At 43.5% G+C, this 24,917-nt stretch carries 21 protein-coding genes; 8 read left to right on the top strand and 13 right to left on the bottom strand.

Annotated elements, in window-relative coordinates:
* Positions 1-117 precede the first annotated feature (117 nt).
* From M0696_RS18245 to M0696_RS18215, 7 genes are all read right to left on the bottom strand, one after another.
* A complete protein-coding gene (locus tag M0696_RS18245; RefSeq protein ID WP_222142163.1) occupies positions 118-657 on the bottom strand; it encodes an SH3 domain-containing protein in 540 nt (179 codons plus the stop codon).
* 109 nt (positions 658-766) lie between these two features.
* Positions 767-1,684, bottom strand: a complete 918-nt coding sequence (gene rbsB / locus M0696_RS18240) for a ribose ABC transporter substrate-binding protein RbsB (RefSeq protein WP_166847551.1) — start codon at positions 1,682-1,684, stop codon at positions 767-769.
* A 13-nt stretch (positions 1,685-1,697) separates the two neighbouring features.
* A complete protein-coding gene (gene rbsC, locus M0696_RS18235) occupies positions 1,698-2,666 on the bottom strand; it encodes an ABC transporter permease (RefSeq protein ID WP_222142162.1) in 969 nt (322 codons plus the stop codon).
* Between the two features lies 1 nt (position 2,667).
* Complete coding sequence (gene rbsA, locus M0696_RS18230; protein ID WP_166847554.1) at positions 2,668-4,149, bottom strand: ribose ABC transporter ATP-binding protein RbsA; 1,482 nt, start codon at positions 4,147-4,149, stop codon at positions 2,668-2,670.
* Between the two features lie 15 nt (positions 4,150-4,164).
* Complete coding sequence (gene rbsD, locus M0696_RS18225; protein WP_166847557.1) at positions 4,165-4,560, bottom strand: D-ribose pyranase; 396 nt, start codon at positions 4,558-4,560, stop codon at positions 4,165-4,167.
* Positions 4,557-5,438: a ribokinase gene (gene rbsK, locus M0696_RS18220; RefSeq protein WP_222142459.1), complete on the bottom strand. Its 882-nt coding sequence runs from the start codon at positions 5,436-5,438 to the stop codon at positions 4,557-4,559. Before rbsK ends, rbsD begins: the two co-directional genes overlap by 4 nt.
* Positions 5,431-6,420, bottom strand: a complete 990-nt coding sequence (locus M0696_RS18215) for a LacI family DNA-binding transcriptional regulator (RefSeq protein WP_222142161.1) — start codon at positions 6,418-6,420, stop codon at positions 5,431-5,433. Before M0696_RS18215 ends, rbsK begins: the two co-directional genes overlap by 8 nt.
* A 782-nt stretch (positions 6,421-7,202) precedes the next feature.
* On the opposite strand from M0696_RS18215, the gene pgsB reads away from it, so the two are divergent.
* The 5 genes from pgsB (at position 7,203) to M0696_RS18190 (ending at position 11,572) form a co-directional block, all read left to right on the top strand.
* Entirely contained in the window at positions 7,203-8,384 is a 1,182-nt protein-coding gene (gene pgsB / locus M0696_RS18210) for a poly-gamma-glutamate synthase PgsB (RefSeq protein WP_010328825.1), read from the top strand.
* Between the two features lie 14 nt (positions 8,385-8,398).
* Positions 8,399-8,848 (top strand): poly-gamma-glutamate biosynthesis protein PgsC, encoded by a 450-nt coding sequence (pgsC, locus tag M0696_RS18205; RefSeq protein WP_003227889.1) that lies wholly within the window; start codon positions 8,399-8,401, stop codon positions 8,846-8,848.
* Between the two features lie 18 nt (positions 8,849-8,866).
* Positions 8,867-10,009 carry a capsular polyglutamate synthetase PgsA gene (gene pgsA / locus M0696_RS18200; RefSeq protein ID WP_222142160.1) on the top strand — a complete coding sequence of 381 codons (1,143 nt, stop codon included), beginning with the start codon at positions 8,867-8,869 and terminating at the stop codon, positions 10,007-10,009.
* Between the two features lie 14 nt (positions 10,010-10,023).
* Positions 10,024-10,191, top strand: a complete 168-nt coding sequence (edmS, locus tag M0696_RS18195; protein WP_166847563.1) for an extrachromosomal elements maintenance protein EdmS — start codon at positions 10,024-10,026, stop codon at positions 10,189-10,191.
* A gap of 139 nt (positions 10,192-10,330) precedes the next feature.
* Positions 10,331-11,572 (top strand): C40 family peptidase, encoded by a 1,242-nt coding sequence (locus M0696_RS18190; RefSeq protein WP_222142159.1) that lies wholly within the window; start codon positions 10,331-10,333, stop codon positions 11,570-11,572.
* A gap of 35 nt (positions 11,573-11,607) precedes the next feature.
* Here M0696_RS18190 and ywtE read toward each other — a convergent pair whose 3' ends face one another.
* Together ywtE and tagT are read right to left on the bottom strand one after the other, a co-directional pair.
* Positions 11,608-12,468, bottom strand: coding sequence for a 5-amino-6-(5-phospho-D-ribitylamino)uracil phosphatase YwtE (gene ywtE, locus M0696_RS18185; protein ID WP_166847569.1), 861 nt, complete (start codon positions 12,466-12,468; stop codon positions 11,608-11,610).
* Between the two features lie 154 nt (positions 12,469-12,622).
* Positions 12,623-13,591 carry a polyisoprenyl-teichoic acid--peptidoglycan teichoic acid transferase TagT gene (tagT, locus tag M0696_RS18180; protein ID WP_166847572.1) on the bottom strand — a complete coding sequence of 323 codons (969 nt, stop codon included), beginning with the start codon at positions 13,589-13,591 and terminating at the stop codon, positions 12,623-12,625.
* Between the two features lie 331 nt (positions 13,592-13,922).
* Here tagT and M0696_RS18175 point away from each other — a divergent pair, with 331 nt between their 5' ends.
* Entirely contained in the window at positions 13,923-15,296 is a 1,374-nt protein-coding gene (locus M0696_RS18175) for a sugar porter family MFS transporter (protein WP_166847575.1), read from the top strand.
* 37 nt (positions 15,297-15,333) lie between these two features.
* Here the strand turns inward: M0696_RS18175 and gerBC are convergent, their stop codons facing one another.
* The 3 genes from gerBC to gerBA are packed head-to-tail and all read right to left on the bottom strand — an operon-like array spanning position 15,334 to position 19,018.
* Positions 15,334-16,458: a spore germination protein GerBC gene (gerBC, locus tag M0696_RS18170; protein WP_166847578.1), complete on the bottom strand. Its 1,125-nt coding sequence runs from the start codon at positions 16,456-16,458 to the stop codon at positions 15,334-15,336.
* Complete coding sequence (gerBB, locus tag M0696_RS18165) at positions 16,455-17,561, bottom strand: spore germination protein GerBB (protein WP_248602249.1); 1,107 nt, start codon at positions 17,559-17,561, stop codon at positions 16,455-16,457. The genes gerBC and gerBB overlap by 4 nt, the downstream gene beginning before the upstream one ends.
* Positions 17,562-17,566: 5 nt before the next feature.
* Positions 17,567-19,018 carry a spore germination protein GerBA gene (gene gerBA / locus M0696_RS18160; protein WP_248602248.1) on the bottom strand — a complete coding sequence of 484 codons (1,452 nt, stop codon included), beginning with the start codon at positions 19,016-19,018 and terminating at the stop codon, positions 17,567-17,569.
* Positions 19,019-19,284: 266 nt separating this feature from the next.
* On the opposite strand from gerBA, the gene manA reads away from it, so the two are divergent.
* The gene (gene manA / locus M0696_RS18155; RefSeq protein ID WP_222142154.1) at positions 19,285-20,235 is read left to right on the top strand and encodes a mannose-6-phosphate isomerase, class I; all 951 of its coding nucleotides are present in this window, start codon (positions 19,285-19,287) and stop codon (positions 20,233-20,235) included.
* A gap of 129 nt (positions 20,236-20,364) precedes the next feature.
* Positions 20,365-23,007: a glucosaminidase domain-containing protein gene (locus tag M0696_RS18150; protein WP_248602247.1), complete on the top strand. Its 2,643-nt coding sequence runs from the start codon at positions 20,365-20,367 to the stop codon at positions 23,005-23,007.
* A 38-nt stretch (positions 23,008-23,045) separates the two neighbouring features.
* Here M0696_RS18150 and M0696_RS18145 read toward each other — a convergent pair whose 3' ends face one another.
* Positions 23,046-24,905, bottom strand: coding sequence for a CDP-glycerol glycerophosphotransferase family protein (locus tag M0696_RS18145; protein ID WP_345945976.1), 1,860 nt, complete (start codon positions 24,903-24,905; stop codon positions 23,046-23,048).
* Positions 24,906-24,917: the final 12 nt, after the last annotated feature.

Here is a 24,917-nt window from a genome sequence, read left to right as displayed (position 1 = left end):
TGGTTTCGACACGTCATACGACAATATTTCCTGAGAAATATCTTGGGAATGTGACAAATCAATCCTTGATTTGCGAAGAAAAAAGGGATTCCGCATAAAAAACGGAATCCCTTTCAGTTATTTTGTTGTCATGTGTAAGTCCTTTGTTTTCATATAGCCTGTCGCACCGCCGTAGTCAACGAATACCCAATCAAAATCAAAACCGCCTTTTTTCGTTTTACTCCAGCCTAAAAAAGAAACGCTTGTGTCTGCTGGAAGGGTCTTGATGCTTTTTCCTTCAGCGGATGTATATACTTTCGTTTTTGTTTTGGTTTTTACTGTTGTAGCAGCTTTTACAATGTAATGAGTGGAGACAAAGCCTTTTTTGCCGTTTTTATAATGAACCTTTGCCCAGTCAGCGTTTGCAAAGGAAATCAGCTTTAAGCTGTCGCCCAAGTGCAGCGTATCGGCCTTCTGGCTCGATGCGTTAGCCTTCGTTCTGACATTTAGAGCCTCTGCTGACACCAAATAAGAATCAATCGGATAACTGTATAAATCATCAATGCTTACGGTTGTTTCTGGCTGTTGTGCGTGGATCGTGCTCGCGCCTACTGCAGAAGCCGCAGTCATTCCAGCTGCAAGTGCTAGAGTTGATAATGTTTTTGTTGTTTTGTTCATTTCGTTCCTCTCCTCACGTAAGAGAAATAATTCATTCTATATCCCTATTCACGTTTTCACAGATTCCTAAACATCAAAAAGGATCAGATGAAAATCTGATCCGGGGCAATTACTTTTGTGTTTCTAGTTTTAGAGGTGCAGAAATTGATTTTTTTACTTTTTTTCCGTGCAAAATATCATCTGCTGCTTCTGTAGCCAGTTTACCGATTAATTCAGGCTGCTGAGCGACGGTAGCTGAGAGCTTTCCGTCTTTAATGGAAGCGAGCGCATCTTTATTGCCGTCAAAACCGATCACTAAAATATCTTTTCCCGAGCTGTTAATTGCCTCGAGAGCACCGAGCGCCATTTCATCATTGTGAGCAAAAACTGCTTGGATATCCGGATGTCCCTGCAGCAGGTTTTCCATGACAGTCAGGCCCTTGGTGCGGTCAAAGTCAGCTGATTGTTTTGTGACAACGTCGAGCTTTTGATCAGCAATGTTATGAAATCCTGAGCCGCGTTCCCGTGTGGCAGATGCGCCGGGCACGCCTTCAAGCTCTGCCACCTTTGCACCTTTTCCCAGTTTGTCAGCAATGAATGCTGCGGCCATTTCACCGCCTTTGACATTATCGGAAGCAACGAGGGTTTCAACTTTTCCTTGTTCGGCGGAACGGTCGATTGTTACGACGGGCACACCGACTGCGTTTGCAGATTCTACTGCCGTTGAGATCGCCGAAGAATCAGTCGGGTTGATTAACAATGCATCGACACCCTGCTGAATTAAGTCTTCTACATCACTTGTCTGTTTCGATGAATCATTTTGTGCATCGACAATGATGACTTTCATTCCCCGTTTTTTAGCTTCTTTTTCGATGCCCTTTTTTAATGAGACAAAAAAGGGATTATTAAGCGTTGAGACGGACAAGCCGATGGTGAATTCCTTTTTGTTTCCCGAGTTTGTCGGCTTTGCCCATTGGGGGGGCTCAAGCGAACAGGCAGTTAATAAGAACAATGATAACGTTAAAATGACCGATACAGCCTTTTTCATGTAAAAAAACCTCCTATGCTGACTTCTTGCGGTCTAATAATACCGCAATTAAGATGACAATCCCTTTGACAACCAGCTGATAAAACGATGAGACGCCAAGCAGATTGAGCCCGTTATTAAGTGTGCCGATGATCAGCACCCCGATTAATGTACCGATAATGCGTCCGCGGCCCCCGGAAAGACTTGTTCCGCCTAAGACGACCGCCGCGATAGCATCCAGTTCGTACGATTCTCCGGCAGTCGGCTGTGCTGAATGCAGACGGGAAGTCAATATCGCGCCGGCAAGGGCGGATAAGAGCCCGGCTAAAGAATAAATCATCACTTTCACGCGCGTCACTTTAATGCCTGAAATGAGCGCGGCTTTTTCATTGCCCCCGATTGCGTAAGTTCGGCGGCCGAACGGTGTTTTATGAAGAAGCACCCAAAGGATCACAAAAGCAAGAACCATCGTAATCGCCGGTACAGGAATGCCTAAAAAGTAACCGCGTCCGAACAGCTGAAAAGCGTAGTTTGTGCCAAGTCCGGTAATCGGATTTCCGTCTGTATACACAAGCGTCAGTCCGCGAAATACAGTCATGGTCGCAAGTGTGGCGATAAAGGGCGCCATTTTTCCTTTTGTGATCAATAGTCCGTTGATCATGCCGAGTATAGCACCAATGATACAGCCGAGGATGATCGCGAGAACCGGATCGACACCGGATACAATCATCCCAGCAACTAAAGCGCTGGACAGGGCAAGAATAGCGCCGACAGAAAGATCAATGCCGCCTGTTAAAATCACAAAAGTCATGCCGAACGCGATTAATCCGTTAATGGCGACCTGACGAAGCAGGTTTAAAATATTCAGCGGTTCAAGAAAGCTGGGATTTAAAATAGATACAATGATAACGAGAATAAATAAACCGAGAAACGGGCCGAGTTTTTGCATCACTCCGTCAAAGTGAATCCGTTTTTGTTCTGTTTGCAGTTTTTCCGTTTTCATATTACCGCCCTCCCGTGGCAAGTGTCATAATTCGTTCTTGTGTTGCTTCCTGTGCATGGATTTCTCCGCTGATTCTGCCTTCATGGACAACGATAATACGATCGCTCATCCCGAGAATTTCCGGCAGCTCTGATGACACCATGATGATGGCGACACCGCGCTCAGTCAGCTCATTCATCAGTGAATAAATCTCCCGTTTCGCGCCAACATCCACACCTCTGGTCGGCTCATCCAAGATAAGCACTTTCGGTCCGATCCCGATCCACTTGGCAATCACCACTTTTTGCTGGTTGCCTCCTGATAAATGGCGTGCGTGCGTTTCTGATGATGCCGTCTTGATGGTCAGGCGTTTGATTAAAAGATCGACAAATTCAGCTTCCCGCTTGTGATCAATGAGACCCTTTGGAGAAAAGCTGGACAGATTGGGCAGCGCAATATTCTCACGAATGGAGGTGTCGAGCAGCAGTCCTTCATCTTTGCGGTTCTCTGTGATAAAGCCGAGCCCTTTTTTCACTGCATCCTGCGGGTTCTTAATGGCTGTCTTTTTTCCAGCGATCCATATCTCACCTGAGTCCAGCCTGTCAACGCCGAACAGCGCTCTCATGATTTCTGTCCGGCCGGCTCCCATCAAACCGGAGACACCGACGATTTCACCGGAACGAACGTAAAAGCTGACATCCTCAAAACTTCCTTTAACGGAGGCGTTTTTCACCTCGAATATTTTGTCGCCGAGAGAAGGAATGCGTTTCGGATATCGTTCAGTCAGCTCGCGTCCGACCATTTTTTTGACGACTTCATCAAAATCGGTTTCTGAGATGCTGGTTGTATCTACCGTTTTTCCGTCCCGCATGATGGTGATTCTGTCGCAAATCGCAAAAATTTCTTCCATACGATGTGAAATGTATACAATGGATACGCCATTCTTTTTTAACGCTGTAATGACCTCAAAAAGTTTGCTGATTTCTCGTTCCGTCAAAGCAGCGGTAGGCTCATCCATAATGATCACCTCGGCATTTGTCATGAGCGCTTTTGCAATTTCAATCATTTGCTGCTGTCCCACGGAACACTCGCCGGCTTCTTGATCAAGAGAAAGGGAGACAGAAAGTTTGTCAAATTGCTCTTTTGCTAGCGCTTTCATTTTTCTTGTTTGTAAAACGCCCAGCTTGGAGGATATTTCTTTCCCGATAAATAGATTCTCAAGAACGGTCATTTCCGGCCAGATATTTAATTCCTGATGGATAAAGGCTATTCCATGCTGTTCTGCTTCTTTCGGATTTGAAAAATATGTTTCGTTTCCATTTATGCTGATTTGCCCTTTATCCGATTTATGCAGGCCTGTCAGAATGTTCATAAGCGTTGACTTGCCGGCGCCGTTTTCTCCCATTAATGCGTGAACCTCGCCAGGCACGAGCTGAAAAGAAACGCCTGACAGCACCTGGTTTTTTCCGAATGCTTTATGAATGTCTTTCATTTCAATCTGCATGTTCCATCCTCCTTTCTAGAAAAGCACACCCGCCTGCAGGATGCAGTTGGCATATGGTGTGAATTCACCCGTTCTAATGATAGCTTTTGCTTCTTTTGTCAGCAGCTTAAACTCCTCGTGAGAAAGGTATTCAATCTTTTGTTTAGAGAAAAGATTTTCTAGAAATCTCGCATTCTCCTGATTAGATGCCTTTATTTCCGCTGCAGCAATGACTTTTTCGATTGCCATCTCGTCTGCAAGAACTGCTACTGTATCTTGGAAAGCCGGAAGACCCGGCTTCAGTGAAAGATCAATTTTCAAAACGCCGTCAGGAACGGGCAGCCCGGCATCCGCGATGACAATTTTATCAGTGTGGCCAAGGTCGGCTAAAAGCTTGGCAAGATGGCTGTTCAGTATACCGTGTTTTTTCATGACAGCAGCTCCTCTACTTCTTTTCTTGTCGGCATTCCGCCTTGGGCGCCGAAGGAACAGACGGAAAGGGAAGCTGCACGATTGGCAAACCGCAATGCGGCTTCAATGTCTTTTCCCTCAGCCAGAGCCACGGCAAAGGCTGCGTTAAACGTATCACCGGCTCCGGTTGTATCAACCGGCTCTACGGGGAAGGACGGGATAAGCAGCTCTTTGCTTCCGGCTGAATAGCGGACGCCTTGCTTTCCTTCCGTAATAAAGAGCTTCGCTGGATAAAGCGCCAAGGCTTCAGAAACGGTAAGACCAGGGAATAAGATCGACGCCTCGTGTTCATTCGGCGTGAGATAGGTGGCGTGATCAATTGTTTCTTGTTTCAGCGGGCGGGCCGGTGCCGGGTTGAGCATGATCGGGATGTCATGAGAATGACAGTATTTGCACACCTCATCAACCGTTTCTTCTGGGATTTCCTGCTGAATCAGGACCATATCGATCTTTTCAATCTGTACAAGCGCGTCTATCGCATATGATGGAGTGATATCATCGTTCGCACCTTTGACAACGACAATACTGTTATCATCTTCGGCAAGCACAATATGGGCGGTTCCGCTTTCCTTATGTGTAACCGGTTCCATATAATCGGTGCGAACGCCGTTAGCTTTTAAATTATCCAAAATGGCTGTTCCATAATGATCGTCTCCAATCTTGCCGACCATAAACACGTGGGCGCCAAGTCTGGCAGCAGCAACGGCCTGATTTGCTCCTTTACCGCCCGGCACAGTCTGAAACGACGTGCCAAGTACCGTTTCGCCGGCTTTTGGGCGTTTGTCCGAGATGACCACTAAATCCATCGAACAGCTTCCAATCACACAAATATTACACATCATGATCTTCCTTTCTTGTCGTCTTTCTTCTTATATAGGTGACAGGCATTTGAATCGCCGTTTCTGTCAGCTGCTGTTTTTTGATGATACGCAAAAGCAGTTTGGCCGCTTCTTTGCCCATATCATAGGCGGGCTGTTTAATTGTAGACAGGGGAGGGAACAGCAGCTCGCTTTGCGGAATGTCATCATAGCCGATAATTTGAATATCCTCCGGCACGCTTTTTCCGTGCCGCAATGCTTCATGTAAAACCGCAGCGGCTTGAATATCATTACTCGCAATCACACCGTCTGTCTCAGGATAAGCGGCAAACAGCTCCTTCGCCATCGATTGCGCATCCTTGAAAGAAAATGAAGCCGTCTCGATGACCTGAAAATCAACTTCAGCCTGCTGTAAGAACTCCAAAGCGCCGTGAAAGCGGTCTTGGGCGGTCGGCAGGTGAGCGGGGCCTCTCAAGAGGGTAATGTGCCGGCTTTTTCCGTGAATGATGGCCTCGGCGGCTAATTTTCCTCCTGTATAGCCGTCACTGGATACAGAAGGAGCGCCTTCAAGTGTTCTGTCCAGAAAAACGACTGGGTGATGCATGCCGCTGTATTCCTCAAGATCCGGGTAATTCGTTGCGGCAATAATGCCTGCAACATGGTTTTGCTTAAAGGTTTGAAGGTACTCAAGTTCTTTTTTTAATTCCTCGTCACTGTTGCCAAAAATAAGGCGATAGCCTTCCCGGTTCAATTCATCCTCTGCACCGCGGGCAAGCTGGGGGAAGAAAGGGTTTGTGATATCCGGGAGCAAAAGCCCGATCAGCCGGGATTCTCTCTTATAAAGAGATCTGGCGACTTCATTCGGATAATAGTTGAGCTTCTCCATCGCCGCTATGACACGCGTTCGCGTTTCTTCATGTACATAGCCGTTGTCATTCAGGACGCGGGAAACCGTCGCAACTGAAACGCCCGCCGCTCCGGCGACATCTTTAATTGTAGCCAAAACAGCTCCTCCTTGTTTATGTAACCGTTTACATAGATAGATTATCATGAGTAATCCGAAGTTGGCAATAAAAATATCGAAAGAAATCTATTGTGAATTGTATATATAATTGAAAAATTTAAGGTTTTCACTCTTTTTTTGACAAAGTCTTCACATTTCTGGATGAAGATTTCATGAACAAATATTAAGTTTTATTAAAATTGTTTCAAAGTCATGCGTTTAGACCTGTAAATGAGGAGAAACAGAAAAGACTATCCGCCCAGAAAATGTTTAATTATGTTAGAGAATTCGGACCTGTATGTTTATCGTTTTCATAGATCGCCCCATTAGTCTTTTTGGAATAGGCCTAATATTGCCTCTTCCATGCAGAAAGGATGACATTATGACCTTGTCCTTAAGAAACAGGAAAAACATATTTTGTGTTCATAAGAACCGGAAACACGCATGGTAGCAGGAAAAGCTTGATATCACGGGCTGAAAAAAAGATTGATTTGAAATACATATTAAATGCAAACACCAGGGCGTGACTATACGTCCAGAAGGATATCAGGAGAAAAATGAAAGCGCATTCCTTTTTCTTTTTTTGAAAATAGGTAAGGTGTAAGTCCTGCCATTTTCCAAAATTAGAAAACAGTTTGTAGGTACAAAATCTCTTTCAAAAGAGAAGTTTGGCTTAGTGGATTAGGGAAGATTATGTTACATAATGCCGATTGAGAATTCATAGTGATTCTATATACTGATGAATGAATTTACAACAATATAGAAGGAGATGTCGAAAAGCAATGTGGTTACTCATTATAGCCTGTGCTGTCATACTGGTCATCGGAATATTAGAAAAACGACGACATCAGAAAAACATTGATGCCCTCCCTGTGCGGGTGAATATTAACGGCATCCGAGGAAAATCGACTGTGACAAGGCTGACAACCGGAATATTAATAGAAGCCGGTTACAAAACTGTTGGAAAAACAACAGGGACAGATGCAAGAATGATCTACTGGGACACACCGGAGGAAAAGCCGATTAAACGGAAACCTCAAGGGCCGAATATCGGAGAGCAAAAAGAAGTTATGAAAGAAACAGTAGAAAGAGGGGCTAACGCTATCGTCAGTGAATGTATGGCTGTTAACCCGGATTATCAGATCATCTTTCAGGACGAACTTCTGCAAGCCAATATCGGCGTTATTGTGAATGTGTTAGAAGACCATATGGATGTCATGGGGCCGACGCTCGATGAAATTGCAGAAGCGTTTACCGCTACTATTCCTTATAATGGCCATCTTGTCATTACAGATAGTGAATATACCGAGTTCTTTAAACAAAAAGCAAAAGAACGAAACACAAAAGTCATCATTGCTGATAACTCAAAAATTACAGATGAATATTTGCGTAAATTTGAATACATGGTATTCCCTGATAACGCTTCTCTGGCACTGGGTGTGGCTCAAGCACTCGGCATTGACGAAGAAACAGCGTTTAAAGGAATGCTGAATGCGCCGCCAGATCCGGGAGCAATGAGAATTCTTCCGCTGATCAGTCCGAGCGAGCCTGGGCACTTTGTTAATGGGTTTGCCGCAAACGACGCTTCTTCTACTTTGAATATATGGAAACGTGTAAAAGAAATCGGTTATCCGACCGATGATCCAATCATCATCATGAACTGCCGCGCAGACCGTGTGGATCGGACACAGCAATTCGCAAATGACGTATTGCCTTATATTGAAGCAAGTGAACTGATCTTAATCGGTGAAACAACAGAACCGATCGTAAAAGCCTATGAAGAAGGCAAAATTCCTGCAGATAAACTGCATGATCTAGAGTACAAGTCAACAGAAGAAATTATGGAATTGTTAAAGAAAAGAATGCACAACCGTGTCATATATGGCGTCGGCAATATTCATGGTGCCGCAGAGCCTTTAATTGAAAAAATCCACGAATACAAGGTTAAGCAGCTCGTAAGCTAGGAGGAAATGCAGACATGTTCGGATCAGATTTATACATCGCACTCATTTTAGGTGTACTACTCAGTTTGATTTTTGCAGAAAAAACAGGAATCGTGCCGGCTGGACTGGTTGTACCGGGATATTTAGGACTTGTGTTTAATCAGCCGGTCTTTATTTTACTCGTATTGTTAGTAAGCTTGCTCACTTATGTCATAGTGAAATACGGTTTATCCAAATTTATGATTTTGTACGGACGCAGAAAATTCGCTGCCATGCTGATAACAGGGATTGTCCTGAAAATTGCGTTTGATTTTCTATACCCGATTGTACCATTTGAAATCGCAGAATTTCGAGGAATCGGCATCATCGTGCCAGGTTTAATTGCCAATACCATTCAGAAACAAGGTTTAACCATTACGTTCGGAAGCACGCTTCTATTGAGCGGAGCGACCTTTGCTATCATGTTTGTTTACTACTTAATTTAATGTAAGGTGTGTCAAACGATGAAAAAAGAACTGAGCTTTCATGAAAAGCTGCTGAAGCTGACAAAACAGCAAAAAAAGAAAACCAATAAGCACGTATTTATTGCCATTCCGATCGTTTTTGTCCTCATGTTCGCTTTTATGTGGGCGGGAAAAGCAGAAACGCCGAAGGTCAAAACGTATTCTGACGACGTTCTATCAGCCTCATTTGTCGGAGATATTATGATGGGGCGCTATGTTGAAAAAGTAACGGAGCAAAAAGGGGCAGACAGCATTTTTCAGTATGTTGAACCGATCTTTAAAGCCTCTGATTATGTAGCAGGAAACTTTGAAAACCCTGTAACCTATCAAAAGAATTATAAACAAGCAGATAAAGAGATTCATCTGCAGACGAATAAGGAATCAGTGAAAGTCTTGAAGGATATGAACTTCACGGTTCTCAACAGCGCAAACAACCACGCAATGGATTACGGCGTTCAAGGCATGAAAGATACTCTTGGAGAATTTGCGAAGCAAAACCTTGATATCGTTGGAGCAGGATACAGCCTAAGTGATGCGAAAAAGAATATTTCGTACCAGGAAGTCAATGGGGTAACCATCGCGACGCTCGGCTTTACCGATGTGTCTGGAAAAGGTTTCGCGGCTAAAAAGAATACGCCTGGCGTGCTGCCCGCAGATCCTGAAATCTTCATTCCAATGATTTCAGAAGCGAAAAAACATGCGGACATCGTCGTTGTGCAGTCACACTGGGGACAAGAATATGACAATGATCCAAACGACCGCCAGCGCCAGCTTGCAAGAGCCATGTCTGATGCGGGAGCTGATATCATTGTCGGCCATCACCCGCACGTCTTAGAACCGATTGAAGTATATAACGGAACCGTCATTTTCTACAGCCTCGGCAACTTTGTCTTTGATCAAGGCTGGACAAGAACGAGGGACAGTGCACTGGTTCAGTATCACTTGAAGAAAAACGGAATAGGCCGCTTTGAAGTGACGCCGATTGACATCCATGAAGCGACGCCTGCACCGGTGAAAAAAGACAGCCTCAAACAGAAAACGATTATTCGCGAACTGACGAAAGACTCTAATTTTGCATGGAAAGTAGAAGACGGAAAACTGACGTTTGATGTTGATCATAGCGACAAACTAAAATCTAAATAAACGGAGTGATAAGGATGAAATTTGTCAAAGCCATCTGGCCTTTTGTTGCCGTAGCTATCGTATTCATGTTTATGTCAGCTTTTAAATTCAATGAGCAGCTGACAGATCAGGAAAAGCAGAAGATTGATACGGAAATGCATAAAATCCAACAGCAGGAAGAACCGGCAAACACCAATAAATAATTCAAAAAGAGAGTGTCTGATGAGGCATTCTCTTTTTATTTGCCCAGCATATTCATTCTGTAAAAATATCAAAACGTCTCTTAACATATTCAAAAAAATACCGATGTTAAAACTGCATAAAGAGGAGGAGATAATAAAAGTGAAGACACTGGCAAACTGGAAGAAGTTTTTGCTTGTGGCGGTTATCATTAGTTTTTTGGGTTCAACTATCACAAAAGCGGAGATTGCGGAGGCTGATATGTCATCTGAACTGGTGATCAGCGAAGCAAAAAAACTGCTTGGGTATCAGTATAAATACGGCGGTGAAACGCCGAAAGAGGGATTCGATCCTTCGGGATTGATTCAATATGTTTTCAGTAAGGCTGATATTCATATGCCGAGATCTGTGAACGACCAGTATAAAGTCGGAACGGCCATAAAGCCGGAAGACCTGAAGCCGGGCGATATTTTGTTTTTCAGGAAAGAGGGAAGCGGCGAGACAACTCCGACACATGACGCTCTTTACATCGGAGACGGCCAAATGATTCATAGTACGCAAACAAAAGGGGTTATCATCACTAATTACACAAAAAGCAGCTATTGGAGCGGCTCTTATATCGGGGCGAGACGAATCGCAGCCGATCCGGCAACAGCTGATGTTCCTGTCGTTCAGGAGGCCGAAAAATATATCGGCATTCCATATGTGTTTGGCGGAAGCACACCGTCAGAGGGCTTTGATTGCTCCGGGCTCGTGCAATATGTGTTTCAACAGGCACTCGGCATTTATCTGCCGCGATCAGCCGAACAGCAGTGGGCAGTAGGTGAGAAGGTTGCGCCTCAAAACATAAAGCCTGGTGATGTCGTTTATTTTAGCAATACGTATAAATCGGGAATTTCACATGCAGGGATTTATGCAGGCGGAGGAAGGTTTATTCAGGCAAGCCGGTCAGAAAAAGTAACCATTTCCTACTTGTCAGAGGATTACTGGAAATCGAAGATGACAGGCATTCGCCGATTTGACAACCTGACAATCCCGAAAGAAAACCCGATTGTGTCTGAGGCAACACTTTATGTTGGCGAAGTTCCTTACAAACAAGGCGGAGTGTCTCCGGAGACAGGATTTGATACAGCTGGATTTGTCCAGTATGTATACAAGAAAGCAGCCGGTATTTCCCTGCCTCGATACGCAACAAGCCAATACAAAGCCGGAACTAAGGTTGAGAAGGCGGACCTGAAACCGGGAGACATTGTGTTCTTCCAATCAACAAGCCTAAATCCGGCCATCTATATCGGAAACGGACAAGTTGTTCATGTCACATTGTCAAACGGCGTGACCATCACCAATATGAACACAAGCACGTATTGGAAAGATAAATATGCGGGAAGTATACGGGTTCAATAATAGACAAAGACTCCAGAATCTCTGGAGTCTTTTCTTTATGCATATTGGCCGGAAAGAAGCTGATCAATAAAGTAAGCCACGCCATTTTCGTCATTGCTTTTTGTGACGAAGGTGCTTTTTTCTTTTAATTCATCAATCGCATTTTCCATGGCGATGCGGTGTCCGGCGACTTCAAACATGGATAAATCGTTCGGACTGTCGCCGATTGCATAGATATCCTGTGTTTCAATTCCGTATATGTCAGCCAGCTCTGTCAGGGCGCGTCCTTTTCCTGAAGAGGCCGGCAGGATTTCGATAATATGTTTTCCGGAAGAGGTTTGCGCCAGTTTTTTATGATGCTTCAGCTCTTCCTTCGCTTGTTTCAGCTTGTCCATATCAAAGGAGAAGCAAAGAAGTTTATAAATGTTTTCGCTGCCGTCAAAAACAGATTCGATATGAGGGATCGGCTTAATGCCAAACTGCTTGAACTGAGTCATGGCTCCTTGCCACAATTCATCCGTCTTCTCGTTTGGATTTGCGCTCTTTAGAATATCAAGCTCCGCATGCAGCTTATCTTCGCCGTCAAAAGGAGAAAGCAGATGGTCATCTGTATATACCTCAAAGTAAATGTTTTTTGACAGCAAGTAATCAGCGATCGCTTTACCAGCTTCCTGGTCCATTAATGTCCGGCTGATCAAACGGTAACCCGTATCATGGATCGTTCCGCCATTAGCTGCAATGATAGGGATGTCCAAGTCTTCCAGCAGTGCTTTTACGTCAAATGTTGCCCTTCCCGTGCAAATGGTGACGAGGATGCCAGCATCAACGGCCCGCTTGATCGCTGCTCTGTTTTCCGCAGTAATGACGCTCTCTTTATTCAGTAATGTACCGTCTAAATCAATCGCAATTAATTTCATATGTAGGGGGAACCTCCTTAAAAATGAAGCTGCTTCGTGTAGTATGTTCAGCTTTCCTGCGAAACATAATCCATGTAAATCAAGGCTAAACGTTACGTTGATCATTTTCAACAAGAAATATGCAAAAGGGATGGCGTAATCGCCATCCCTTTTATTATACACCTAAATCGTTTTGGAGCTCTTCTTTAACTTCCTGCAGTTTTTGCTGATTCAATTTTAAATAATAAACGCCGGCAGGTTCATAATCATAACCCGTCAGCTGAATAGACTCAACTGATTTCAATGATGTGAGGAACGGGAACAGGCCAATGGCATCTTTAAGAGATAAGTTCATTTTCAGATTTTTTCCCATCGTGTCCACAATATCATCATAAGCCGGGATTGAGCTCAGTGATTTTGATTTCTCTAAAATGGCGCTCAGCACTTCCATTTGTCTTTGTCCCCGCAATAGGTCACTGTCCGCTTTGCGTGTTCTTACGTAAGCTAGTGCTTCTTCTCCATCAAGCGTATGTGTTCCCTTTTGAAGAACCACTTTTCCTTTTGTATCTTTTTTGATTTGCTGAATGACTTTATCACTTTTTACCGTTACTTTGACGCCATTCAGCTGGTTGACGACGTCTTCAAAAGCTGTGAAATTACTTTCGACGACATAATCAACGGGAATATCCAGCATCTCCTCAACTGTTTTCACAGTGAGGTCAACGCCGCCGTAAGCATGAGCATGTGTAAACTTATCATAGCCGTGGCCTGGGATGTTTACATATGCGTCACGCGGAATGCTTAGCATTTTAGCTGTTTTTTCTTTCCGGTTAAATGTAACCAGCACATTCGCGTCACTTCTTGCCTGATCGACAGTCTCGCCGCTTTCCTCTCTGGCATCAATTCCTAAGAGCAATACAGAGAAAGAATCTTTTCCAGGATCAAATTCTTTAATCCGTTTTACTGATTGTTCTCCGCGTGCTAGGCTAACGTGAGCTTCTTTAGAAGCATTGTTGAGCTTTACATAAGCATAGGTGCCGACAGATCCTGCCGCAATGACCAGAAAAGCCATCAAACCGGCAACGATTTTCACCCATTTTCTAAGTCTTCTCTTTTTCTTTCTGCGGTGTGTTCGTTCTTCCATATCAATACCTCTCGTTTCTTTAATATTTGAAGAGTACCATTTATTTTGCCAAGGGGCAACTCATCAAAAGACATTTTTCGATAAATATTCCTATATTTATAAGTTCCTGTTCTTGAAAATAGTTATTTTTAATGTGCTGAATCACCTTATATTGGACGCCGCAGCAGATAAAATGTTTCGGTTACGTTGAAAAAATTGCAAGTAAATGATTGGGAATTTAGTGATCTGCAAGAATGAAAAGGTTTAATAGCCAGAAAAAGAGGCTAATAGATTTCTAAAAAAACTCCACAGACAATATCATTGCAGTTTATAGAGAAGGGGAGTCATTTTTATGAAAAAGCAGTCAAATATATGGCTTTATTTTTTCGGCGCTCTTGGAGGCGCGTTATATGGCTATGATACCGGAGTGATTTCCGGTGCTATTTTATTTATGAAAAAGGACTTAGGTTTAAATGCCTTTACGGAAGGACTTGTTGTCAGCTCTTTATTGGTTGGGGCGATATTAGGTTCAGGAGCGGCTGGCAAGCTGACTGACCGTTTCGGAAGAAAAAAAGCGATTATGGCGGCCGCGCTGCTGTTTTGTATAGGAGGCCTGGGTGTGGCGCTCGCCCCGAATACGGGAGTCATGGTTCTGTTTCGCATCATTTTGGGACTTGCAGTCGGAACATCGACAACGATCGTGCCGCTCTATTTGTCTGAACTGGCGCCAAAACAAAAACGCGGGGCGCTGTCATCTCTGAATCAGCTGATGATCACGGTCGGCATCCTTCTTTCTTACATTGTCAATTACATATTTGCCGATGCCGAAGCGTGGCGCTGGATGCTTGGATTGGCTGCTGTGCCGTCGCTGCTCTTGCTCATTGGCATTTTGTTCATGCCGGAAAGCCCGCGCTGGCTGTTTACGAATGGCGAAGAGAAAAAAGCGAAAAAGGTTCTCGAAAAATTGCGTGGCACAAAAGATATTGATCAGGAAATACATGATATTCAAGAAGCGGAAAAGCAGGATGAAGGCGGCCTGAAGGAGCTGTTCGATCCTTGGGTGCGCCCCGCGCTGATTGCCGGCTTGGGACTGGCGTTTCTGCAGCAATTTATCGGAACGAATACGATCATCTATTATGCGCCAAAGACCTTTACAAACGTAGGATTTGGAAACTCCGCATCGATTTTAGGAACGGTCGGAATCGGCACAGTTAATGTTCTCATGACGTTAGTAGCGATTAAAATCATCGACAAGATCGGAAGAAAGCCGCTATTGTTATTCGGGAATGCCGGGATGGTGATCAGCTTAATCGTTCTCGCGCTGGTGAATCTCTTTTTCGGTAACACGCCGGCTGCCTCTTGGACGACAGTCATTTGCTTAGGCGTGTTTATCGTTGTCTTTGCGGTCAGCTGGGGCCCGGTTGTCTGGGTGATGCTTCCTGAATTGTTCCCGCTTCATGTCAGAGGAATCGGTACTGGGGTATCTACTTTGATGCTGCACGTTGGGACACTGATTGTTTCACTCACCTATCCAATATTAATGGAAGCGATCGGCATCAGTTATTTATTCCTGATTTATGCCGCGATCGGTATCATGGCGTTCTTATTTGTCCGGTTTAAAGTGACAGAGACGAAGGGAAAAAGCCTTGAAGAAATTGAGCAGGATTTACGAGACAAAAACGGGCAAGGAGGATCAGCCGGAAAACAGCAGACTGTCGGAACATAAAAAAAGGGTGCGCGATCATGCGCACCCTTTTGATTGCTCACTTTCCTACTGTGCCGAAGTTAATGATTTTGAAAGAAATATCGTATTTAAAATCAGCATCAGAAAATATTTCATCCCAATGTCCTTTTACTTTATTCCAGTATTCTGGGTATCGAATCCGGATATAGTCGGAAAAAAAGACCGGATCTGTTTTATACTCATGCTGCAGTTTATCCATAACCTGCTTTACATCGTGTTCAAGCTTTTTCTCAAATATGTTCTCAAGCCTGTTCAAATAGCCTTTACTAAAGGAATTTTCATTCGGATTTTGGTCTTCTGTCAAGATACCCTTTGTTTTGACAGAAATCTGAAAGACAGGCTTTCCATTTTCAATCGCCGGCTTAATTTTCGTTTTCGACTTTTTAATCTCAAATGTAATCGGATGTCCTTTATCTGTCGTCGGCATGACGCCGCCTTGGATCGTTCCCATGACCCATGTCAGTGTCTGGGTTTCACCAGCTGAAAGAAATCCGACGAGATTATTGCTGCCGCTTTTGATTATGCCTGCTCCGTCATACTTTGCTTTTCCCTTTTGGTTTTTCACGGCTTGAATGAGAAAACTGTAGCCATTTTGGCAATAGATAGAAGCCCTGCCGATGCGAAGCGGCAACATAATTTTCCCGTTATACCCGCTGTTATTGGTTAGATCAATCAGCTTTTCAGAAGGCATCGGCAGCTGCTGTTTAGGACTTCCTTTTGTAAAAACCACTTCGGCTTGTCCTCTGGCTGCCATCAAATAGCTGCTGCGCCGCAGCTCATCATCCCGGATAAAATGGTTGAAGACCTGATCTATGTTTTGATTCCTCATCAGCTTTTCTCCCAAAAGAATCACTTTTAAATGATCGCTATAGATAGGGGGGTCTTTAATGGATACATCACTGACTGCTTCTAGAATGGTTTTCCCATGGGATGTCACATTGACAAATTCGGGTTTTCCGGATGCTTGGCTGTCTTCACTTTGGGGAAGAAGGTTTTGATACGTTAATTTATACTGATGGTCATCAGTTTCATCGATAGCAAGTCCTCTGGCGAAAGACAGTTTTTCAATATTTTTGACATCCCAGCATCCGCATAGCGTCTGCAGCATCAGAACCATTGCTGCAAGCTTCATCATTGTCTTCATTGCAGCTGATCCCTCCCCAGTTTTTTCTGTACCCAGCTTAAAAACCAGATAAGAAATGGTATTGCAATGACACCGAGAAATACATATCCGAGAAGTGTTCCGTAGTAAAACACGGCATTAAGATCTTCAGGAAACATTGACAGGAAAAATGTAACGGCCAGCAATGCAGCAAGCAGCCACGGATTGTTTTTATTTTTCAGGTGAAAGATATCTGTTAATCCAATATGCGCCCCTTTAAAGGAGCCGAGCATACATGCAAATTGCTGGGCTGTCCAAGTTAACTGTAAAAACAGGTCAAATCGTTCAATGAAAATCCCTGGGATTTCTAATGCATGAATGAGTGAAATGGTTGGCCATGTCACTGTTTTTGCCTCAGCTACACTCATACAGCCAATGACCATAAACAAAGTAATACTATAGAAAACAGTCGAGGTTGCAATACCTAAAGCGACAGCTTTTTTTACCTGCTTTGGATCTTTCATAAAGGGAACGAGATAAAAAATAATTTCAAATCCTGAAAAATATAAAAGGGTTTTAGGAAATAAAGAGAAAAAACTTTGATAACCGCCTTCAAATACAGGCCGGATAAAATCTAATTGAAATAAACGAAAGCTGAACATCAGAAGCATAAGGAAAATAATAATTGTGATAGGAAAGATATACGCATATACCTTCGCAATGGGGTAAACGCCCCCGGCCACATGATAGAGGGCAACTGCCAGAAAAATAATCACGACAACCGCCATCGGTGTGTTTTTTAAAAGAAAGAATCCGACAACCTCACCCAAAACCCGCGCTTGAAAACATACGATACCGATAAAATAAAGGGATATAAATAAATTCAAAAAGAAACCGATCAATTTTCCCGCTGCAATACTGTTGAGCTCAAAAATCGTTTTCTCCCTGTTTCGTTGAAGAAAAGGCAAAAAAAGCAGCGCGAAAATAATAAAAATAACGCCCTGCAGCAGGATCATGATCCATCCGCTCGGACTGTCGGTTTCAGCGGCTGAGCGGGGAAGGGTTAAGACACCGGCACCGATCATTGTACTGCTTACCATAATAAGCGTCTGCATAAATGTAAGCTTGTCCTCTGATTGCATCATAGCTATCACCTTTGTCTGATTTTATCTTTTGTGTCTTTACGGGTCGGCCTTCTTTTTAAAAATAGGGTAGGGATGCGAATCACAGTGTCTTTTAAATCCTGTCCGGGCTGTGCCATTATGGGAATAATGTAATCCTGGCCAAAGCTTTTCAGTCGCATTAAGTGGCCGATCACAAACAGAAAGACCATGATGACGCCATACATGCCAAGCGTTGCAGCACTTATCATTCCCGCAATGCGAATAATCCTCAGCGGAAAGTTATAGGCGTATGAAGGAACGGTAAAGGATGCCAATGCAGTAACAGATACCACAATGACCATCAGTGCGCTGACGATTTGCGCCTGTACGGCAGCCTGTCCAATGACAACGCCGCCAATAAGTCCAATCGTCTGTCCGATCGGCTTTGGCAGCCGTAAACCAGCTTCCCTGATGAGTTCTATCGTAAATATCATAATAAAGGCCTCGACAAAAGGCGGAAAGGGAACATTCAGCCTGCTGCCTGCAATTGAAATGGCCATTCTCGTTGGCAAAAGCCCCGTATGAAAGGAAACGAGAGAAATATATAAGCCGGGCAAATAAATGGTAATCAGGATGCTTGAATAACGAAGCAAACGAATAAGTGACATTGTAATCCAGCGCTGGCTGTAATCATCCGGTGAATGAATAAATTCATCAACCGTTGCCGGCACAACGAGTGCAAACGGGGTGCCGTCCACCAAAATAGAAACCCGACCTTCTAACAAAGAGCTTTCTACACGATCCGGACGTTCTGTGCTTAAGATCGTCGGAAAGATTGAAAAAGGTTCATCCTCAATGAGCTGCTCAAGTGTGCCTGATTCCGGCAAATCATCTGTCGTGATGGATTTCAGCCGTTTAAACACTTCTTTTACAACATGATCAGGGGCAATATCCTGAATATATGCGACAGCTATCTTTTTTTTTGTCCTCTTGCCTATCGTCATCTCTTTTATGACGAGATTAGGGTCACTTGACCGCTCTCGTAATAGCGCCGTGTTTGTCCGCAGTTTTTCAATAAAGCCAATCTTCGGACCGCGTTCCACGACTTCAGAGGAAGGTTCTTCAAGGCTGCGCGTCATTAATGTTTTCGTATCAAATGCAAGTCCCGCGCTGTAACCATCGGCAAGCAAGATGGTATGTCCGGAAAAAATAAGCTGCTGTATTTCTTTTATTGTAGAAACCACACTGTGATGATAGCCGAAAAAGAAAGCTGATAAATCCTCAATCATGCCTTCTTTTTGGGCTAACGATTCCTTCTGTAATGGAGAAATGACGTATTGCGCCAGAAGTTTATTTTCTGTCAAACCGTCAATATATAGTAGGCACGCCTTCTTTCTGCTGTCTCCGAAAGAAAACGTATAAAACATGATATCGTCGTTTTGCCCCATTTTTTTTTTCAATATTTCTACATTGTGCTGGAGATCAGAGTCGATTTGCAAAGTTTCTCTCCCCTTTATAAAACAGATTGACGGTTTTTCTTAATTTGTATCAATAAAGGAGAATTATTCTTCATAAGGAAAAGGTTGAAACAAACCATCTTTTGAAAGTGATATAATAAAAAGGAAGCGTTTTCTCAAAAGGGGTCATTGATACATAATGCTTTGTACATATGTTGTCATAGGAAAAAGACGGCTTATACGGCGTTTGTAAGGGGAGCGCACCGGGAAAATAATGATCAGCTATTTACAGGGGAGGGGTACAGATCATGACGCAATCACCAATTTTTCTAACGCCTGTGTGTAAAGAAAAAATCTGGGGCGGCACCGCTTTACGAGATATATTTGGATACGGTATTCCTTCAGAAACAACGGGGGAATGCTGGGCCATTTCCGCTCATCCAAAAGGACCGAGCACAGTTGCGAATGGCCCGTATAAAGGAAAGACATTGATCGAGCTTTGGGAAGAGCATCGTGAAGTATTCGGCGGCGTAGAGGGGGACCTATTTCCGCTTCTGACAAAGCTGTTGGACGTGAAGGAAGATATGTCAATTAAGGTTCACCCTGATGATTACTATGCCGGAGAAAACGAAGAGGGAGAACTCGGCAAGACGGAATGCTGGTACATTATCGACTGTAAAGAAAACGCGGAGATTATATACGGGCATACGGCCCGCTCAAAAACCGAACTTGTCACAATGATCAACAGCGGTGACTGGGAAGGCCTGCTGCGAAGAATCAAAATTAAACCGGGTGATTTCTATTATGTGCCGAGCGGAACGCTCCACGCCCTGTGCAAGGGGGCACTTGTTTTAGAGACCCAGCAAAATTCAGATGCCACATACCGGGTGTACGACTATGACCGGCTTGATAACAACGGGAGTCCGAGAGAGCTTCATTTTGCCAAAGCGGTCAATGCAGCCACGGTTCCCCATGTGGACGGGTATATTGATGAATCGACTGAATCAAGAAAAGGAATAACCATTAAAACGTTTGTCCAAGGGGAATATTTTTCGGTATATAAATGGGACATAAATGACGAGGCTGAGCTTTCTCAGGATGAATCCTTCCTGCTTTGCAGCGTAATAGAAGGAAGCGGTTTGCTGATGTATGAAGACGAAACATGTCCGCTCAAAAAAGGCAATCACTTTATTTTGCCGGCTCAAATGCCCGATTTTACGATTAAAGGAACTTGTACACTTATCGTGTCTCATATTTAAACTTAATCTCACTTCGAGATTAAGTTTTTTTTATTAAAAAATGGAAGTGATTCACCTATAAATGAAGCATACGCGTGCCGATAAATAAACTAGTTTTATATACTCATTGAATAAGAAAGAGGAGAAGGAATGAAAAAGAGATTAATCGCACCTATGCTTCTGTCCGCCGCGTCCCTTGCCTTTTTTGCCATATCCGGTTCTGCCCAGGCTGCAGCGTATACGGACTACTCGATATATGAGGTAGAGCCGTCAAAAACGTTCAGTACAGAAAGCCAAGCCTCGCAGGCTGTCGCCAAACTGGAAAAGGACACTGGCTGGGATGCTTCCTATCAGGCTTCAGGCACAACAACGACCTACCAAATTTCCGCTGAAGGCATACATAGTGAAGCAGAAGCGAAAGCAATATTGAGCGGACTCACCAAACAGACAGCGATCACAGGCACGACAAGCCCTGTCGGAAGCAAACAGCCGTTTGTCACCATCACCTCAGGGGCTATTTCCGGGGAAAAACAGGCAAATACAATCCTTGCCAAGCTTAAACAGGAGACGGGAGTGGCTGGCGCTGTAAAAGCTTCCGGAGCAGCTCAGTCCTATGTGAACGTCTCGACATCAGAAATCGCTGATGAGACAAAAGTCAAGGCGCTTATTCAGAGCCTGGCTAAGCAAACGGGGATTAAAAGCTCGTATCAGCCCATCACTCACACGGTGTCTGTCACAACTATTCAGTCAGGCACAATCGTGGGAAACAGCAAAGCTGAGCAGATCAAAAGCGCATTCCAAAAGGAATCGGGGCTGCAGGCATCATTAAAAGAAACGGTGAAAGGACAAGCCTTTTATACGTTCACTACAGCCGCCATTTCAGGTGAAGCGAATGCCAAAAACCTATTAAATCAGCTGAAACAGAGCACCGGTATTACAGGAAGCTACAAGTCAATCAATCAAAAAACAACTGCTGAGTCATACAATGTCCAATCAGCCTATTTCAAAGGGCTGAATACAGTGAAGGACGCCATCAGCCAAATCAAGAAAAACACCGGCGTATCAGGCAGTTATCAACAGGTTGGCAAAAGTACATCATATACCGTGAATATGAAGGGGTTAACGAAACAGCAACTGCAAAAAGTGGACACTTTCTTTAAAAAGAAAAAATGGCATTACACGTCATCTAGCATCAAAAAAACGACAACGTCTACAGCCTATCAAATAACGACGGCACAGATTTTAGGCGAGCAGCAAGCAAACAAAGCCGCAGCCTTCTTTTCTCAGAAGAAAGTAAAGGCAACGAAAAAAGCAACTGGAACAACTGCAGAAAACCAATATCAGCTCATTTCAGAAGAAACATCAGATCAAGCAAAAGTTACAAAGGGCTTGAACGTATTAAAGAAAAATCAGCTGAGTGCATCTGTGAAATCAGTAAATAAACAAATAGCCAACACGTTTAAAATAACTACTGAATCTCTGCTTGATTCAGCGAAAGTCAATCAGGCACTCACATTCTTTCAATCGAATCACATATCAGCAGCAAGCCAGAAAACCGGTCAGGCCGCAGCAAGCAGCTATCAAATTATAACTGAAGCCATCATCAGCCAAGATGATATTGACCGCGTGTTAGCGTTTTTCAAACAAAACAATGCCGCCGGCACAACAGCAAAAACAGGCGAGACGGCATATACACAATACAAAATTGTAACAGCCCAGCTGAGCAGCAAAACAGCATTGAACAATGGGTTAACCTATCTTAAAGCGCAAAGTTTAAGCCCAAGTTACACAACGAAAAGCAATACGCTTTATAAAATCAGCTTAAACGAACAGTTCACAGGCAATGATGCAGCTGCTGCGGCATCAGCAAAGCTAAAACAATTATACGGATGGACATCATCTTTCGTGAAAATTAAAAACGGCCCGCAAATCATGAAAACAAATTACAATCTCTCGCTTCGTGATATGGTCCAAAAACAAATGACAGTAAGCCCGCAAACAGACGGGGCAGCTTACGTATCGCTTACTTATATTAATACAGCAACATCAACCGTTACGGCTGATGTACTAAATATCCGGTCAACACCGGCAGTCAGCCCGACGAACGTAATCGGCCAATTAAAAAAAGGCGATAAGGTGAAAATCATCGGCCAGACAAACGGCTGGGCCAAAATCAATTTAGGTTGGCGAAACGCAAGCAGTGATGAAGTGGTTCAATACGTGGATCCGAATAACTTTTCCAGAGACAGCAAATACTACTTCCAATTTCTGAAGCTGTCACAGACAGCCGGACTCAGCGTTACTGAAGTCAATCAGAAGGTGCTGGCAGGCAAAGGCATCCTGACAGGAAAAGGAAAGGCATTTATCGATGCCGCCAATCAATACAACATCAACGAGCTGTATTTAATCTCACACGCTCTCCTTGAAACAGGAAACGGAACATCCGATTTAGCCAATGGCTTAACCTATAACGGAAAAACCGTATATAACATGTACGGAATTGGCGCCTACGACAGCAACCCGAATTACTACGGCGCTAAATATGCATATGAGCAAGGCTGGTTCACACCAGAAGCGGCCATTATCGGCGGAGCCAAATTCATAGGCTCTTCTTATATTCACAACACAGCTTACAATCAGGATACACTATACAAAATGAGATGGTCAGCCACAGCGACACACCAATATGCAACAGACATCGGCTGGGCGTACAAACAAGTAAACCGCATGTACAGCCTGTATTCATTGCTGGACGGTTATACACTTTACTTTGATGTTCCGGAATATCAATAAAAAAAACACCTTTTGCAGCTGCAAAAGGTGTTTTTTATTTATCTTTTAAGGACTTTATCGTCTAACGGCTCCTCTTCCTGAGGGAAGACAATCTGATCGACTACACGTTCACTTGCTTTTCCGTCAAGATCATCGAAGAAATAATGAACAAATGAATCAATTTGCTCAAAGTTGTACTTCTCTTCTTTAATGATCGAAATCATTTGATCAGACGTTTTCGCAAGCGGACCAGGAATAAAGTCAAAGTAATCATAATAGAAATCACGTTTGCGAATATAATCATCTACATCATAGCTGAAGAAGATCATCGGTTTATTTAATAAAGCATACTCAAAGCAAACAGAAGAATAATCTGTAATCAGAACATCTGTTACTAGCAATAGCTCGTTAATTTCCCTGAACGAAGAGAAATCATAAAAGAAATCGCTGTACTGGTAAGGAATATTGGCATCGTTACGTACGAATGGATGAATTTTAAATAAGAAGATATATTCATCCTTTAACTCATGATACAGACGGTCAAAATCAAGCACTTCGAAAGGATAATGAGCTGATTGCTGACCGTTTCCGCGGAAGGTTGGCGCAAAAAGAATGACCTTTTTGTCCTTCAGAAACGGATATTCTGTATATAGACGTTCTTTTACAAATGCCTTCTTCGCTTCATCAAAGAAAAAGTCAGTCCGCGGTACGCCAGTGGCGATGACGTTCTCTATATCTACCCCAAAGCCCTCTGCATAGTGTTTCCGTATATTTTCAGAGCTGACAATAACCTTCGTGTAGTTTCTATGGTTTTTCGAATGCGGCGACGGTCCTCCCGGCAGCCCAATTCGGCTGTAGCCAAATGTCTTAAAGGCGCCGACAGCATGCCATAGCTGGACAAGGTCAGCATTTTTACGGATTTTTAACGGATAAATGATCGGATAAAAATCATCAATAAAAATGATTTTGCTTGTCGCAAAATGATAAGCCATAGACATCAGTTCAGACAGGCTTTTTCTATCTCGAATGCTGCTCTTTAAGAAAAATTTGAAATCAAAGTTTTCTTCGCGCTTCAGCAGTTCTTCATAAACAAATTCGAAGTTTCCTGTCACATCAAGCCGGCTGTCAGAAGCAAAGACGATCTTATTGGACTTAATCGGCAGCAGGCGGAATACATCATAAGCAAAATGGAATAAGCTCGTATTCAGTTTGCGCAAAAAGCGGTTTGCTTCTTTTCCAGTATCCAGCTCCAAAAGGCTCGGGTCAATTTCCTGCAGTTTGTTGCAAGACAAGTTAATGGTCTTTTCGCCCTCATCATAATTAACAATCAAATTGAACTTCATCAGCTTTTTAGCAGAATGAAATTCCATCTTTGTGGCATACACATCATTAGAGAGGAAATTGCTGACGTTTCCAACCGTATGCACTTCCTGATGTTTTACATTTTGGTCATCTACAGCTTCAATTTCGAGAAACAGCTTATACTCGCCCTGCGGAAGAGGCTTGTCATTCATCAGCTTAGAGAAGTTAATTTGCTGTGAAAATCCTGCCCACTTATAGGCCCCAGGCACATTTGAAGTATCAATAGACAGCTGATCTACCGGAATATCCCGCAGAGAAACAGCTGTGAATAAAACACCGTTGTTCACCAATAATAAACGTTTTCGAACCTGATCCTCTTTTTGAAGCGGCAGGCCCTTGATATACATATAACCCGCAACTTTAAGAATTGAACCATTCCAAGAAAACTCAGAAATTTTTCTGACAGGGACTTGCTGGTTTTCTTCAATTCGCTTCGTTTTATCAAAAAGAGAAAAAACCCTGTTATCTGCCGGATGGACAATGACAGCCGTATTTTCTTTTTGTGTTTTCTTTTTTGATCTGAAAAGTCTGTTCTTAATCTTTCTGGCCAGCTTCACTTTGTACCTCAC

The sequence above is a fragment of the Bacillus rugosus genome (assembly GCF_023238245.1).
GTDB classification, from domain to species: domain Bacteria; phylum Bacillota; class Bacilli; order Bacillales; family Bacillaceae; genus Bacillus; species Bacillus rugosus.
This window is presented reverse-complemented; position numbering and strand designations above follow the sequence as displayed.

Coding starts and splice junctions, on each gene's coding strand:
- M0696_RS18245 (WP_222142163.1), bottom strand. CDS start 657: ATGAACAAAACAACAAAAACATTATCAACTCTAGCACTTGCAGCTGGA.
- rbsB (WP_166847551.1), bottom strand. CDS start 1,684: ATGAAAAAGGCTGTATCGGTCATTTTAACGTTATCATTGTTCTTATTA.
- rbsC (WP_222142162.1), bottom strand. CDS start 2,666: ATGAAAACGGAAAAACTGCAAACAGAACAAAAACGGATTCACTTTGAC.
- rbsA (WP_166847554.1), bottom strand. CDS start 4,149: ATGCAGATTGAAATGAAAGACATTCATAAAGCATTCGGAAAAAACCAG.
- rbsD (WP_166847557.1), bottom strand. CDS start 4,560: ATGAAAAAACACGGTATACTGAACAGCCATCTTGCCAAGCTTTTAGCC.
- rbsK (WP_222142459.1), bottom strand. CDS start 5,438: ATGTGTAATATTTGTGTGATTGGAAGCTGTTCGATGGATTTAGTGGTC.
- pgsB (WP_010328825.1), top strand. CDS start 7,203: ATGTGGTTACTCATTATAGCCTGTGCTGTCATACTGGTCATCGGAATA.
- pgsC (WP_003227889.1), top strand. CDS start 8,399: ATGTTCGGATCAGATTTATACATCGCACTCATTTTAGGTGTACTACTC.
- pgsA (WP_222142160.1), top strand. CDS start 8,867: ATGAAAAAAGAACTGAGCTTTCATGAAAAGCTGCTGAAGCTGACAAAA.
- edmS (WP_166847563.1), top strand. CDS start 10,024: ATGAAATTTGTCAAAGCCATCTGGCCTTTTGTTGCCGTAGCTATCGTA.
- ywtE (WP_166847569.1), bottom strand. CDS start 12,468: ATGAAATTAATTGCGATTGATTTAGACGGTACATTACTGAATAAAGAG.
- tagT (WP_166847572.1), bottom strand. CDS start 13,591: ATGGAAGAACGAACACACCGCAGAAAGAAAAAGAGAAGACTTAGAAAA.
- M0696_RS18175 (WP_166847575.1), top strand. CDS start 13,923: ATGAAAAAGCAGTCAAATATATGGCTTTATTTTTTCGGCGCTCTTGGA.
- gerBC (WP_166847578.1), bottom strand. CDS start 16,458: ATGAAGACAATGATGAAGCTTGCAGCAATGGTTCTGATGCTGCAGACG.
- gerBB (WP_248602249.1), bottom strand. CDS start 17,561: ATGATGCAATCAGAGGACAAGCTTACATTTATGCAGACGCTTATTATG.
- manA (WP_222142154.1), top strand. CDS start 19,285: ATGACGCAATCACCAATTTTTCTAACGCCTGTGTGTAAAGAAAAAATC.
- M0696_RS18150 (WP_248602247.1), top strand. CDS start 20,365: ATGAAAAAGAGATTAATCGCACCTATGCTTCTGTCCGCCGCGTCCCTT.